At 39.4% G+C, this 13,264-nt stretch carries 13 protein-coding genes and 3 pseudogenes; 5 read left to right on the forward strand and 11 right to left on the reverse strand.

All coding sequences use genetic code 11. The features are described from left to right. Positions 1-65 precede the first annotated feature (65 nt). From CVT00_RS10550 to pyrE, 3 genes and pseudogenes are all read right to left on the reverse strand, one after another. Positions 66-255 (reverse strand): annotated as a pseudogene (locus CVT00_RS10550) (methyl-accepting chemotaxis protein); the annotation flags it as partial. Between the two features lie 351 nt (positions 256-606). Then, a pseudogene (locus CVT00_RS10555) lies at positions 607-1,461 on the reverse strand (cache domain-containing protein); the annotation flags it as partial. A gap of 185 nt (positions 1,462-1,646) precedes the next feature. Next, complete coding sequence (pyrE, locus tag CVT00_RS10055; RefSeq protein ID WP_103557833.1) at positions 1,647-2,255, reverse strand: orotate phosphoribosyltransferase; 609 nt, start codon at positions 2,253-2,255, stop codon at positions 1,647-1,649. 119 nt (positions 2,256-2,374) lie between these two features. On the opposite strand from pyrE, the gene CVT00_RS10060 reads away from it, so the two are divergent. The 5 genes from CVT00_RS10060 (at position 2,375) to thyX (ending at position 7,620) form a co-directional block, all read left to right on the forward strand. Further along, positions 2,375-3,742 carry a Na+/H+ antiporter NhaC family protein gene (locus tag CVT00_RS10060; RefSeq protein WP_103557834.1) on the forward strand — a complete coding sequence of 456 codons (1,368 nt, stop codon included), beginning with the start codon at positions 2,375-2,377 and terminating at the stop codon, positions 3,740-3,742. 38 nt (positions 3,743-3,780) lie between these two features. Further along, positions 3,781-4,071, forward strand: a complete 291-nt coding sequence (locus CVT00_RS10065) for a hypothetical protein (protein ID WP_009295142.1) — start codon at positions 3,781-3,783, stop codon at positions 4,069-4,071. Beyond that, positions 4,071-4,343: a type II toxin-antitoxin system RelE family toxin gene (locus CVT00_RS10070; protein ID WP_087583355.1), complete on the forward strand. Its 273-nt coding sequence runs from the start codon at positions 4,071-4,073 to the stop codon at positions 4,341-4,343. The genes CVT00_RS10065 and CVT00_RS10070 overlap by 1 nt, the downstream gene beginning before the upstream one ends. Before the next feature lie 116 nt (positions 4,344-4,459). Beyond that, positions 4,460-6,904 (forward strand): flagellar hook protein FlgE, encoded by a 2,445-nt coding sequence (gene flgE / locus CVT00_RS10075; RefSeq protein ID WP_107915140.1) that lies wholly within the window; start codon positions 4,460-4,462, stop codon positions 6,902-6,904. Between the two features lie 89 nt (positions 6,905-6,993). Further along, complete coding sequence (thyX, locus tag CVT00_RS10080; RefSeq protein WP_103632785.1) at positions 6,994-7,620, forward strand: FAD-dependent thymidylate synthase; 627 nt, start codon at positions 6,994-6,996, stop codon at positions 7,618-7,620. A 30-nt stretch (positions 7,621-7,650) separates the two neighbouring features. Here thyX and CVT00_RS10085 read toward each other — a convergent pair whose 3' ends face one another. The 8 genes and pseudogenes from CVT00_RS10085 to ruvC form a co-directional block, all read right to left on the reverse strand. Continuing rightward, positions 7,651-7,941 carry a type II toxin-antitoxin system RelE/ParE family toxin gene (locus CVT00_RS10085; protein WP_075467795.1) on the reverse strand — a complete coding sequence of 97 codons (291 nt, stop codon included), beginning with the start codon at positions 7,939-7,941 and terminating at the stop codon, positions 7,651-7,653. Then, entirely contained in the window at positions 7,922-8,188 is a 267-nt protein-coding gene (locus CVT00_RS10090) for a hypothetical protein (RefSeq protein WP_087581264.1), read from the reverse strand. The genes CVT00_RS10085 and CVT00_RS10090 overlap by 20 nt, the downstream gene beginning before the upstream one ends. A 16-nt stretch (positions 8,189-8,204) precedes the next feature. Next, positions 8,205-9,311 carry a DNA adenine methylase gene (locus tag CVT00_RS10095; RefSeq protein WP_107915138.1) on the reverse strand — a complete coding sequence of 369 codons (1,107 nt, stop codon included), beginning with the start codon at positions 9,309-9,311 and terminating at the stop codon, positions 8,205-8,207. Between the two features lies 1 nt (position 9,312). Further along, positions 9,313-9,828 (reverse strand): S-ribosylhomocysteine lyase, encoded by a 516-nt coding sequence (gene luxS, locus CVT00_RS10100; RefSeq protein WP_107915136.1) that lies wholly within the window; start codon positions 9,826-9,828, stop codon positions 9,313-9,315. 97 nt (positions 9,829-9,925) lie between these two features. Continuing rightward, positions 9,926-11,062 (reverse strand): methyl-accepting chemotaxis protein, encoded by a 1,137-nt coding sequence (locus tag CVT00_RS10560; protein WP_430516365.1) that lies wholly within the window; start codon positions 11,060-11,062, stop codon positions 9,926-9,928. Between the two features lie 57 nt (positions 11,063-11,119). Continuing rightward, positions 11,120-11,851 (reverse strand): annotated as a pseudogene (locus CVT00_RS10565) (cache domain-containing protein); the annotation flags it as partial. 105 nt (positions 11,852-11,956) lie between these two features. Next, the gene (locus CVT00_RS10110; protein WP_107915132.1) at positions 11,957-12,646 is read right to left on the reverse strand and encodes an MOSC domain-containing protein; all 690 of its coding nucleotides are present in this window, start codon (positions 12,644-12,646) and stop codon (positions 11,957-11,959) included. Between the two features lie 16 nt (positions 12,647-12,662). Further along, positions 12,663-13,142, reverse strand: coding sequence for a crossover junction endodeoxyribonuclease RuvC (ruvC, locus tag CVT00_RS10115; RefSeq protein WP_087583362.1), 480 nt, complete (start codon positions 13,140-13,142; stop codon positions 12,663-12,665). Positions 13,143-13,264 lie beyond the last annotated feature (122 nt).

Here is a 13,264-nt window from a genome sequence, read left to right on the forward strand (position 1 = left end):
TTTTTTGCAAAGCTCACCAGCTTTTTTAGCATTATCGCCGATGGTATGGCTTGAGCTTGAGATCGCTTCAACGATTAAATTTATAGTTGCATTTATCTCGCTTAGGCTATTTTGCGTGCGTTCAGCTAGTTGTCTAACCTCATCAGCCACAACTGCGAAGCCACGTCCATGCTCTCCTGCACGCGCTGCTTCTATGGCGGCATTTAGAGCAAGTAAATTTGTCTGATCAGCGATGTCATCGATGATATTTAAGACATCTTTTACATTTTTAGCTTGATCAGCTAGGCTTTTCATAGAGCTAGCAAGTGAAATTTCGCTATTTGCAGCCTCATCTACATTTTTGCTAAGCCCCAAAACATCGCTTGAGACCTCATTTATATATAGACAGGTTCTTTCAAGATTTTCTTTGCTCTTCTTAGCCTCTTCAAATGAGCTCTTTATCTCTTCTGACATATTTTTTGCCATATTTGTCGTATCTGTGACGATTAGCGAAGATTTGTTGGTTAAATTTGTAGTTTGAGCTGATGTTGAAGAGAGTTGCTCGGCGATAGAAGAGTTCTCATGCGCCAAGCCTTTAACACTCTCTATCACAGATCTTAGCTCGCTTGTTAGGTCATTTATAGAGCTTTTGATGTTTGAAATTTCATCTTTGCCACTAACTTCAAGCTTTTTAGTAAGATCGCCTCTGCCACTTTTTATCTCATCTGACATCGCGGTTAAATTTGCAACGATATTTTTTATAGGTCTGATGATCGCTCTACTTAAGATAAATAGCACGATAGCTATCAAAACAACCGTTATCAGGGCGCAAGCGATGATAAATGTTTTTGTATTTTGGCTATTTTGCTCATTTAGCACGGCCTTTGTCTTTTCTGTCTCGTCCGCTAAGTCATCGACATATACGCCACTTCCTAGCATCCATTTATATGGCTCAAAATTTGCAGCGTAGCCAAGCTTCTCCACTGGCTCCTGCCCCTCTTTTTTCACCCAGCCAAATGTGACAAATCCGCCACCTTGTTTAGCCTTTTCGATGAGCTCTTTTATAAGAAGTAGCCCTTTTGGATCTTTTAGTCCGATTAAATTTTTACCAACAAGCGATGGCTTTTCAGGGTGCATCAAAACAACGCCGTCATAGTCATAAATGAAGATATAGCCGGTCTTGTCGCTAAAGAATTTTAGCTTTGAGACGACTCTAAAAATTTCTTGTTTTATCTCATCGTCGCTTAGCCCTTTTTCTTTGCCGCCATTATAAATTTCACGCATCATTTGATTGATCGTCTCGACGTCATCTTTTAAATTTTCTTTTCTGGCATTTACCAGCTCGTCGTAGGACTTATGGGTGAAAAACTGAGTTAGATCGCTTGAAAATTTGCTATTTAAAAAGATGAGCAAACAGCTGACAAGCAAAACTGAGAAAACAAAAGTGAGAATTATCTTTGTAGATATTTTCATAGCACACATCCTTGCATTTTGGGATCTCCTAAAAATTGCGTGCCATTTTATACATTCAAATCTTAATTATAAATTAACTTTTAAAATTTAAGGAAAAAAAGAAATTTTGATGAGAAAATTTACTCAAAGCCCAAAATAACGAATAAGTTACAAATATTATTATTTTAAGCTTTAAGAGATAAATTTTATAAAATTTAGTTGCCTCTGCTTCCAGGCTTAATAGCCTTGCTACCACTCTTACAAAGCGGACAGTGCTCTGGCTCGTAAATTTCAAATTCAAAATTCCCCAAAGCAAAAAATGGCTTATCACTTGGCAGTTTTGCATTTGCCTTAGCTTCATTGCCTAAATTTGCAACCTTACAAAAACCGCGGTTTGCAAGTGCCGCAAAACCAACCACCTCTCCCCCAAGGCTCTCTATGACACGAGCCGCCTCAAGTGCTGAGCCACCAGTTGTGATGATATCTTCACAAACTATAAATTTCTCGCCCTTTTTCACTTCAAAGCCGCGCCTTAGGCTCATCACCCTATCAACGCGCTCTGTAAATATAAAGCGCTTTTTCGCCGCGCGAGCTAGCTCATATCCAGCTAAAATTCCACCAAGTGCTGGCGAGCAAACGCTATCAAATTTAATGCCAAATTTCTCTATCACACTGGCTAACTCATCTGCTAGCTTTGCAGCAAGAGCAGGATCTTCAAGCACCTTTGCACTTTGCAGATAAAACTGCGAGTGGTTGCCACTACTTAGCAAAAAGTGCCCCTCTAAATACGCCCCAGCGTCCTTATAAATTTTCTCTAAATCCATCGCTTTTTCCTTTTAAAATTTGCCAAAAATCTTAACACATACCCACTTAAGCCACTCTTTTTAAAATTTAATAAGCCCTGCCCTTGTATAATTCTTGCACTCATACAAAAAGGACACACATGCTTCTCTTTAACCCTGTTGTTTTTAGCATTTTGGTGATGACGGTGCTATGTTTGCTGCGTTTTAACATCCTACTTTCTATCCTCATCTCAGCCCTTGTTGCTGGGGTTATGTATAAGCATGGTTTTAGCGGATTTGAAAGTGGCTTAACAAGCGGAATAGATAGCTTTTTTACAGCTCTAAAAGAGACCACTCAAAGCCTCATAAGCGGCATGCAAGGCAACCTTGAAACCTCGCTAAGCTACATTTTATTAGGCGCTCTTGCAGCTGCCATCGCAAATACAAATTTAACAGCCATTTTGATAAATGCAATGAGTAAATTTCTTAGCTCAAACAAAGTCATTTTTACACTAACTATCGCATTTATCGCTTGTTTGTCTCAAAACTTGATCCCAGTTCATATAGCCTTCATACCTATCTTGATCCCACCACTTCTTGCTCTTATGAACAAAATGGGCATAGATAGACGTGCGGTGGCTTGCGCTCTTACATTTGGACTTCAAGCACCTTATGTGAGCCTTAGCGTTGGCTTTGGTCTGCTTTTTCACAATATCCTTAAAAAAGAGCTAGCAAACAACGGCATAAACACAACCATATCAGATATCTCCTCAGTCATGTGGATAGGTGGAGCTTCGATGTTTGTAGGGCTCATTTTAGCCATACTTTTTTATAGTAAAAAAAGAATTTATAAAACTTCTAAATTTGAAAAAGCCGAGCTTGATGAGATCGAGCGCGCAAAAAGCCTTGAGATGACTAAAAAAGAGTGGGCGGTCTTAGCTGGTGCAGTTGTCGCCTTTGTCGTGCAAATTTACACTTCGCTTTTGCCACTTGGTGCGCTACTTGGACTTTTGGTTATGGTCGTTTTTGGCGGGATAGAATATAAAAAAGTAGATAAGATCATGGATAATGGCCTTGCTATGATGGGCTTTATCGCATTTATCATGCTTGTTGCTGCGGGATATGGCACCATTTTAAGAGAGAGTGGCGGTATAGACGAGCTTGTAAAATACGCCAGCTTGGTCTCTGGCGGCAAGATAGGTGGAGCGCTTTTGATGTTACTTATCGGACTTCTTGTGACGATGGGCATAGGCACTAGCTTTGGCACTATCCCTATCTTAGCCTCTATCTACGTGCCACTTTGCCTTAGCCTTGGCTTTGGCGTGCCAGCTATCATCTTGCTAGTTGGTATAGCAGCGGCTCTAGGCGATGCTGGAAGCCCAGCAAGCGACAGCACACTTGGGCCAACGAGCGGCCTAAACGCTGATGGTGAGCACAACCACATATATGATACTTGCGTGCCTACATTTATATTTTTTAACATCCCACTAATCATCGGTGGCATCGTAGGAGCCATGATACTTGGATAAATGTGTTAAAATCATTAAAAAATTTAAAGGAAAATGCGATGCAAACAAATATTGATTATGCAAAATACGAGACTATGACACGTAAAGCATTGTTTAATTCTCTTGAAAAAGAGGAGAAAAAACTAAATTCATTGCAAGATACTTTAAAAAAACAATCAGAACTAATCCTTTATCTTAAAAAAAAGATAAAAAGCAAACTGGATGAGCCAAAAGATTATGAACTTTTAAAGTCTCCAAGCATAAAAAAACTCGATATAGAATTTAAAAAACTCTCAAAAGTGGAACAGGAAGCACTAATAGCTGAAGTTAAAACTGAAATGGGTGTTTAGTGTATAAAATAGTCATTAAGCGCTCTGCCGACAAACAACTAGATAAAATTTCAAAAGGTGATCTAAGAGCAGCTCTAAAAATACGCACCTTTCTAAAAGAGCTTGAAAAAGTAGAAAATCCTTTTGCAACAAATAACGCAGAAAAGATGCAAGGCTATGATGACCGCTGGCGTTGGAGAGTTGGCATACATTACCGCATAATAGGGCTTAAGCAAGATGAAATTTTAACTATTGAGATAATAGAAATTTCATCACGAGAAAAAGCATATTAAAAAATACGATCATACAAAAATTTTCAAATTTTTCTCTTTTTGCCGATATAAATTTTGGAACATCTTTTGCTTTTGAAAGATTATAAAAATTTTAAAACGAGAAAAAGGATAAGCTCATGATGAGATCACTTTGGTCTGGTGTTTCAGGCCTACAAGCCCACCAGATAGCCATGGACGTAGAAGGCAACAATATCGCAAACGTCAATACCTATGGTTTTAAATACAACCGCGCAAATTTTGCTGATATACTAAGCCAAACTCCAAGAGTTGCTACAGCTCCACAAGGCCAGCTAGGCGGTCAAAACGCTATGCAAATAGGTTTAGGAACGACCATAAACTCAACTACAAGAATTTTCTCACAAGGCACACTAACAGCCACTGATAAGCAAACCGACCTTGCTCTTCAAGGAAATGGCTTCTTTGTCGTCTCTCCAGATGGCGGAACGACAAGATACTATACAAGAAACGGCGATTTCGTCCGTGATAAGGCTGGTAACTTCGTAAATAATAGCGGCTACATCGTTCAAGGCTGGACTAGAGATGATGAGACTGGCACTATCGACTCAACAGGCCCTATAAGCAACATCGTCATCAAAGAAGGTCTTACAACTCCAGCAAGAGCGACAACAGAGGTAAAGATAAAAGGCAACCTTGACTCAGGCAACAGCATCGGTCAAAGAAGCACACCTATTTACGCACTTGATTCAGTTGCTGGCGGACGTGATTTTAATAATGATGGAATTTTAAATGCAAACGAAGTTCATAATGAAAACGATACAAACAACGATGAATTTTATACAAACTCAAGAAACGAGCAAATTTTAACAGAGCGTGGTGTCGATCTTGGCGTTACATTTGACGAGCTTGGAAACGGTCTTGCTCTAAGAGATGGTCAAGGTATCTGGGTAAGCTACGCAAACGCTAAAACTGAGAAATTTTCAGTAGGTAGCGCTCTAGCACAAAACATCGGTCAGATCAACCCACCAGCTACACTTGATATAACACTAAATGGACAAAACATCAAAACTCAAGCTGGCACAATGACAAGCATTAGTGACGTTGCAGCTGCTATCAACGCTCAGTACAACAAAACTGGTGTTAGAGCTGAAATTTCAGAGGGTAACAAACTAACGCTTATAAACAGAAACAACTCAGGCACAACTGAAGAGACAAAAAACATCCACCTAACAGTAAATGCTGGAAACACAGTTGGCGGTCTAGCTAGTAAAGATATCATAACAGCTTATCAATATGTCTATACAAGCTCACAAACAACGGCAGTTCATCCAAATAACGATAAGATAGCAAGACAGATCACTACAACAGAAGATCTTCGTGCTGCTATGCAAGAGGATGCTAGAAACCACGTTGATTACAACGGTGATGGTCAAATAAGAGCAAACTCTGACGCACTTGATGCTGCAAAACTTGCAACTGCTGCTCACAAGGTAGCCCCAGGTACAGGTGGCGCAGCTATAACAAACCCAGCCTATGCACTAGCATATAACAACGCTTATGCAGCAGCAGCTGGCACACCTGATCAAAAACACGCAGCAGGTGTTGCTGCACTTCAGGCAGTAGCTGGAGATGATACGAACGATGGCGTAAAGATCACTGTAAATAAACTAGGTCAATTTCAACTAGAAAACCCTACAAATGAAATAGCTGACCAAGCCCTTTATATGACAACAACTGGCCTTACAAAACCAGCTCAAGGCACAAACAACGCAGCAGTAAACGAAAATGTTCGCTTTACAAATATCATGAAAGCACTTGATGGCGCACTAAGCCCAGGTCAAGCTCTAAGAGCAAGCGGCAAGATGATGATGTCTAGCCACGGCTCAACAGCTGAGATCTTTGACTCACTTGGCTCAAAACACACAGTTAGTATCAGATGGGCAAAGACAGGCACTACAACAGATGGTGGTACAGAGTGGAATATGATCATCCAAGTGCCAGAGCCTGCTAAGATAAACTACACAGGCGAGGGTCCAGATAACGTCGTAACTGGCTCATTGAGATTTAACTCAAATGGCTCACTTGCTAGCTTTCACCCAGCTACGATAACATTTTCAGCTAACAACGGCTCACAAAGTGGTCAAAATGTTAGTTTAAATTTTGGCTTGGGAACAGACTTTAACGGACTAACAAGCTTTGATAAAGACTCTTCAACTGAGTCTATCTCACAAGATGGCTACACAGGTGGCACGCTAAATGACCTAAAGATCGACGAAACTGGTACGATCATCGGTGCATTTACAAACGGACAAAGCTTTGGTCTAGCTCAAGTGGCACTTGCTAGCTTTACAAACAACGAGGGTCTTCAAAGTGAGGGCGGAAACGTCTTTTCACAAACTGCAAACTCAGGCGAAGCAGTCATCGGCGCAGCAGGCACTGGCGATAAAGGAACGATCGCAGCTTCAAAACTAGAAGCTAGTAACGTCGATCTAAGCCGTGCGCTAACAGATCTTATCGTCATCCAAAGAGGCTTTCAAGCAAACTCAAAAACGATCACAACAAGTGACGAGATGCTAAACACACTTCTTCAACTAAAACAATAATAAAGGGGGCGCTCGCTCCCTTTTAAATTTACAAATAAAATCAGCCTTCTTTTTGTAAAATGCTAAAAAATTTTACAAAAAGAGAAAATATGCAAGTAACACTTCTAAATCACACCCCACTAAATATCTGCTCTCACGCGATCCGCACATGCTGGCAAAGCTTTGAAAAAGGCGATAATGGTGGCGAAAAAGATGTCGAACTGATAGATAGGGTGGGTAATAAATTTAAACACGCTTCAACACTAGAGCATCTTTACTACAACTTCTACATCCAAGGCATCTCGCGTGCACTACTACAAGAGCTAGCCCGCCACCGCATAGCAAGCCTAAGCGTCAAATCAACCCGTTACACACTAAAAGAGCTAAAAAAGGAGGAGAAATTTGAAGTAGGGCAGTTTGAGCGTGCGGCTAAATTTATCGTGCTAACAAATGACGAAATGGTCGATAACGCAAGCATAAAAGCGCTTGAAAATTTACGTGAAATTTTAGCCTCAACCACAAAAAGCCTTGATATCGTTAAATACTGCTTGCCAGAATGCTATAAGACAGAGCTTACATGGAGCATAAACGCTAGAAGCTTGCAAAATTTCATCTCTCTTAGAAGCTCAAAGTCAGCCCTTTGGGAGATAAGAAATTTAGCAAATGCTATCTACGACGCCTTGCCAAATGAGCATAAATTTATCTTTGAGAAGTGCTTGCCAGAGGATGAGGGCTAAAATTAAAAGTAGTTAAATAAAGAGAAAGAACTAAAATTTTATGCTTGGTAAATTCTCTTTGTAGATCAAAAGTATAGTTATAGTCTCTTTTTCTTTATCGATATAAAATGGAACAACATAACCATGAAATATCAAGTCTCTAACATCATCATCGTTTATATCTAAATTTTTACGAAAACGATACGGCATATATTTTATCTCTTCGATCTTTGTTATCAGATCATTGTAAAAAAGTACCGCCTTCTCAACACTATCTTTAGCTATAAATTTAGTGATCTTATCAGTAGCTTGCTCAAATTCCTTAGAAAATTTTACTCTCATCTGCACCAAGTCCTATGAGCAACTCTCTTTTATGACTTTTAAATTCATCTTCTTCAACACATTCAAGCTCACTATTTTTAGCCTTAAAAGCTACATCTTTTAGATATTTTGCATCCTCTTTACAAAGTCTGTATCCATCATTTTCCATCTTAAACTGAGGATCGATCTTTTTTATAGCTTCGTAGGCATCTTGTAAAATTTGGGCTATCTGAGGCGTTATATCACCTTTAAAAATTGTAGTTGTCATCTTATATCCTTTAAATTTACTTTTTCAAAACGTAAAGAAGTTCGTCTACGTGGATGTTTCTAGCTTTTAAATTTCTGCTGCCGCGGTAGGCATTATACTTTTGGCGCAGTAGATGAACTTTGCCCATTTTATTTAGGTTTTTATCAAATTCATCTTGGTTGATAAAGCCCTCTGAGTTAAATGAGATGAGCACAAATTTCGCCTTTAAATTTGCTATCAGCTCGAAAAATGCCTCGCTTGCTGATGATTTTTTATTAAAAACTGATCTGTTCCAGTCCTTTGCGATGCCTGAGACTTTTGAAATTTTACTTGGCTCTTCATAGCTTGCGATGAGATTTAGCATGAAGTAGTTTGAGCCGTATGGATGCTGGTTATAAGGTGGGTCAAGATAGACTAGATCGAGCTTATCAAGCTCTTTTGCTAGCAAATTTGCGTCCTTTTGATAGACCTCAAATGGCACGCTGAAATTTGAAAAAATTGGCTTAGTCAAATTTATATCAGAAGTGATCCTTGAGATGGCATTTTGCCCCCTGCCACCAAACTGACCGATGCCCTCTTTATTTTTATGAAAACCTTTAAAAATTCCACTCGTATTTGCATGCACACTTGCGTTATAAAGTAGTGGAGCTATGAAAAATTTTCTCATTTCAGCTGGCAATATCTCATCTATGAGCCTTCTTGCGGTGTCAATGAATATGGCATTTTTTCTTGTGTAAAAGACCCGCTCGCCAAAAGCGATATTTTCGTCATCTTGTGGGGCATAAAGCTTTGTTATAAAGCCCTCATAAAGGTTTTCTTTTATCTCTTTTTCAAGCTTTTTTTGCCAGAAATTTATCTCATCTCTTAGTTCACTTGTGGCGTTTTGCAAATAACATGAGTTTGTGATGAAGCTGTAAAGCTCCAAGTCGTTGGCGACTAGAAATTCGCTATTTTGTTTTAAAAACCTAGCCACCACGCCGCTTCCACTAAAGAGGTCACAGCAGCTAAGCTTCTCTTTTTTAAGCTCGTCTTTTGCGTATTTTACGCCTCGCTCGATAAAGCCTAAAAGAGAGCGTTTGTTACCAAGATAGGTTAAAATTTGCTCTTTTAGATAGGCTTGATTTTCTTGTTTTACTGGCTTCAAATCAGTGCTTTTTTAGTCCCATAGCATCAACGTCAAGCTTGATCTCTTCGTTGTTTATGATGACTAGACCGTGATCCAGAATTTTCTTTGCTATGGCGTGTGCCTCTTCAAGTGAGTGCATCTTGTAGGTGCCGCATTGAAATTTATTTAGCTCTGGAATTTGATCTTGAGTTTTGACCTCTAAGATATCCTTCATCGAAGCAAGCCATGCCTTTTTTACAGCTTCTTCGCTAGGTGTGCCGATCACGCTCATATAAAAGCCAGTCCTACAGCCCATCGGTGAGATGTCTATGATCTCCACGCCGTTGCCATTTAAATGGTTTCTCATAAAACCAGCAAATAGGTGCTCTAAAGTGTGAGTGCCTTTTTCTGGCAAAATTTCCTCATTTGGCTTGCAAAATCTCAAGTCAAAAACGCTGATATCATCGCCCTTTGGGGTCTTCATACTCTTTGCTAGTCTAACTCCTGGGGCTTTCATCTTCACATGATCTACGCAAAAACTATCAAGTAGTGGCATATATTCTCCTTTAAATTTTTGGTAATTTTAGCGTAAAAAAGATTTAAAATTTAAAGGCCCACGTAAATTTACATGAGCCTAGTAGTATTTTGGGGTATTAAAATTTATTTTTTCTAACGTCTGTTAGTATGACCTTTGCCATGCTGTCTATCTCGCTAGTTACGTCATTTGTGTTACTAACAACGCTTCTATTTTCTTTTGTGACGTTATCTATTTGAGCGACACTTCTATTTATCATATTTATGCCCTCAGCCTGCTCTTTTATGCTCTCACTCATCTCATTTATTGATTGAGCCAATACATTTGTATTTGCTTCGATCTCGCCAAGGCTCTTTTGAGTGCGCTCAGCTAGTTTTCTAACCTCATCGGCCACAACCGCAAAGCCACGTCCGTGTTCTCCTGCACGAGCTGCTTCTATGGCGGCATTTAGGGCTAGTAAATTTGTCTGATCAGCGATGTCACGGATGATGACGATGATATTTTTGATCTCTTCACTTTGTCTTATGACGTCTCCTGTCTTTTGCGAGATAGCATTCATCGAGCTACTCATCTGTTCAACCGCAGCCGCGCTCTCTTGGATAGAGTCAGCTTGTTTGCTCGCACCCTCAGTTAAATTTCTCATAGACTCAGCAAGCATAGTTGCCTTTTCTTCTAAAATTTGAGCTTGATTTAGGTTGCTATTTAGCATAGCGCTTATAGCATCACCTGCATTATTTATGCCAACTATCATGGCCTTTAGATCAGCCTCTATGTCATCTCTTAGCTCGATCTTAGCGGTGTAATCGTTATTTGAGTAGGCTTTTAGGATATTTATGACGCTGCCTAAATTTTGACTGATAGAGCTAAAGAAAGTGTTTAGTAAATCTTTTAGCTTGATGAGTGATGGGTTGTTTGGATTCTCACTTAGTTTGACGCCTAAATTTCCTCTTATCATATTATTTGCAGCTACATTTAGCTCTTCAAGCATGGTGTTATCTTTTTTGATGCCAGCTATGACTTTGTCGATATTTTTGTTTATCTCTTCGCTCATCACGCCAAATTCATCAGTCGTGTGGATGTCTAGCTTGCTTGGAGCGGTGCTGCTCTCATAAGTGATAAATTTAAACGTATCAGAAAGCTTCTCTTGGATAACGCTGATAGGCTTAAGCGAGCGTTTTAGTAGCACGAAAACAATGGCTGAGAGTATGACTATAAAGAGCACTGCAAGTATTAGTTGTGCTTTTAAAATAGGCATAGTGTGGTTTGAAAAGGTATCCGCACCTATGGCAACGGTTGCAAGCCAGCCATCATCGTTGATAGGTAAAATTTTAGCCGTTACATCTTGGTTTTTAGAGTTTTTATATGAGATCAGACCATTTTCATCAAATTCTTTATTGGCATATTTTTCTGAGACAACCTTTGTAGCTGGCAAGATAGTGCCAACTTCTGAAGCTACGTCAGAAAAGAGCATAGTGCCATCTTTTCTCATCACATAAGCATATCCGCCATCGCCAGTGTTGCCTATTTCGATGATCTTGTCGCTAACTTTCTTTACATCTACGTCTATACCAGCAACGCCAACAAATTTACCATTTTTAGTGACTGGAGCTGTGAAAGTTACAACAAGATCATTTGTAGAAGTGATCCTTGGCTCGGTATAAATTTCTTTATTTTTCTCTTTTGTGCTCTTATACCAGCCTCTAGTTCTTGGGTCGTAGTTATCAGCTACGGTTGTTCTTTTACCATCTGACTGAAAGAAGTGTCCGTCCTCATCGCCGTAATAGACATATTTCACCGCAGAGTTTGCGACCTTTTTTTCTAATAAGACAAAATTCATTATCTCATCGCCACTTTGAGTGCCTTCAACTGCTGATGAAATTTTCTTGACGTACTCTAAATTTTCATCAAAAAAAGTGTTTGCAACACTTTTTATATCTTTGAGGACCTGATCCTCTTTGCCACTGACAAGCTCAACGATCTTGTCCTTTGAAGTAAAATAACTAACCGCCGAGATAGCGCAAAACGAGATGATGAGTAAGATCATCAAGGCGAGTGCTATCTTATTTGTGATAGAACGAAACACCTCTGCTCCTTTAAATTTTGTTTGAAATTTATTTGTAAAACAAAATCGGAGCAAAAGTATAAATGTTTATAGTGTTCTCATAAATTCGGTGCTATAAATTCCTTCGATGCGTCTTTTCATATCATCATGCCAGCCATTTGTAAGAGTAGTGAGGGCGTTAAATTTCTCTAGTAAATTTAAATTTTCACTTGGCGCGTAAAATAGCCTATTTATCTCTAAAATGCTCATATGAACTGGGTCACTTTCTACAACCTCTATCATGTCACCTGCTTTGCATGAGCCTGGCGTAAGAACGCGGTAGTACCAGCCAGTAAGGCCTGTTTCAAAGATGTGAGTAGCCATATTTTCGTTGCCCCATCTTTTTGAGAGCTTAAAGCATGGCTTTCTAGGCTGCGAGACTTGAAGCACAAGCGAGCCCACCTTGTGGATATCGCCCACGCAGACGCAGCTCTCATCAAGCCCATCAACGCATAAATTTTCCCCCATCGCCCCATAAGCCATGTTTTTTAATCCTAAAAATTTCTCCCACTCGGCGTAGTTTGCAAATGAATTTGCAAATACAGCTTTCTCAGGGCCGCCATGGTGCTTCGTATCAGCGACGCTATCGCCCTCAAAGCCAAGCTCATTTGCGAAAATTTCGCCATTTTGAGCTACTTTAAAAATAGCTGAGCTCCAAGGTAAATTTAGCTTATCAGTTGCATTTTGCGAGCCGTAGTTTTTCACATCTCCAATTAGTAAAGCTTTTAGTGTTGCCATATTTTTCCTATCAAATTTAGTTTATTCTTAAATTATTCGCGTGAGTTAGTGCGATCGCGATAGCATCGGTGATATCAAGCGGTTTTATCTCTTTATTTATACCTAAAATTTTCTTCACCATAAATGCCACCTGCTCTTTGTCAGCCTTTGCCTTGCCAGTGACTGTTTTTTTCACTTGAAGCGGCGTATATTCGGCAAAATCCCCATGAAGCTGCAAAATTTTAAGACTAAGTGCCCCGCGAAACTGAGCGAGCTTTAAGACAGTTTTTGGGTTGTAGGCAAAAAAGATGTCTTCTATCGCGACCTCGTCAAATTTATGGTTTTTAAAGATGAGATCAAGCCCCTCGCAAAGCTCTGTTATTTGGTATTGAAGCGTGTTTGGCTTTATCTTTATAAGCCCAGCTTCAAGAAGTATGGTTTTAAATTTGCTCTTTTCAAGTATCGCGTAACCGCAATTTTTCGTGCCTGGATCGATTCCTAAAATTTTCATCACAATCTTTTCAATACTTTTTCACGACTTTTTCACGCCGTGAAAAAGTTTGTCGGAGTTTAACAAAGGTTTTATTAAATTTAAGATAAAATCGCTAATAAAATTAATTACTTCAAAAGGGTTTAAAT

It is taken from the genome of Campylobacter concisus (assembly GCF_003048675.2).
In the GTDB taxonomy this organism is placed as follows: Bacteria; Campylobacterota; Campylobacteria; order Campylobacterales; family Campylobacteraceae; genus Campylobacter_A; species Campylobacter_A concisus_F.

Excerpts from the sequence above, each read along its gene's own strand:
- CVT00_RS10085 (WP_075467795.1), bottom strand. The coding sequence starts at position 7,941 with ATGAGAGTAAAATTTTCTAAGGAATTTGAGCAAGCTACTGATAAGATC.
- CVT00_RS10110 (WP_107915132.1), bottom strand. The coding sequence starts at position 12,646 with ATGGCAACACTAAAAGCTTTACTAATTGGAGATGTGAAAAACTACGGC.
- CVT00_RS10560 (WP_430516365.1), bottom strand. The coding sequence starts at position 11,062 with ATGCCTATTTTAAAAGCACAACTAATACTTGCAGTGCTCTTTATAGTC.
- CVT00_RS10090 (WP_087581264.1), bottom strand. The coding sequence starts at position 8,188 with ATGACAACTACAATTTTTAAAGGTGATATAACGCCTCAGATAGCCCAA.
- CVT00_RS10065 (WP_009295142.1), top strand. The coding sequence starts at position 3,781 with ATGCAAACAAATATTGATTATGCAAAATACGAGACTATGACACGTAAA.
- flgE (WP_107915140.1), top strand. The coding sequence starts at position 4,460 with ATGATGAGATCACTTTGGTCTGGTGTTTCAGGCCTACAAGCCCACCAG.
- pyrE (WP_103557833.1), bottom strand. The coding sequence starts at position 2,255 with ATGGATTTAGAGAAAATTTATAAGGACGCTGGGGCGTATTTAGAGGGG.
- luxS (WP_107915136.1), bottom strand. The coding sequence starts at position 9,828 with ATGCCACTACTTGATAGTTTTTGCGTAGATCATGTGAAGATGAAAGCC.
- CVT00_RS10060 (WP_103557834.1), top strand. The coding sequence starts at position 2,375 with ATGCTTCTCTTTAACCCTGTTGTTTTTAGCATTTTGGTGATGACGGTG.
- thyX (WP_103632785.1), top strand. The coding sequence starts at position 6,994 with ATGCAAGTAACACTTCTAAATCACACCCCACTAAATATCTGCTCTCAC.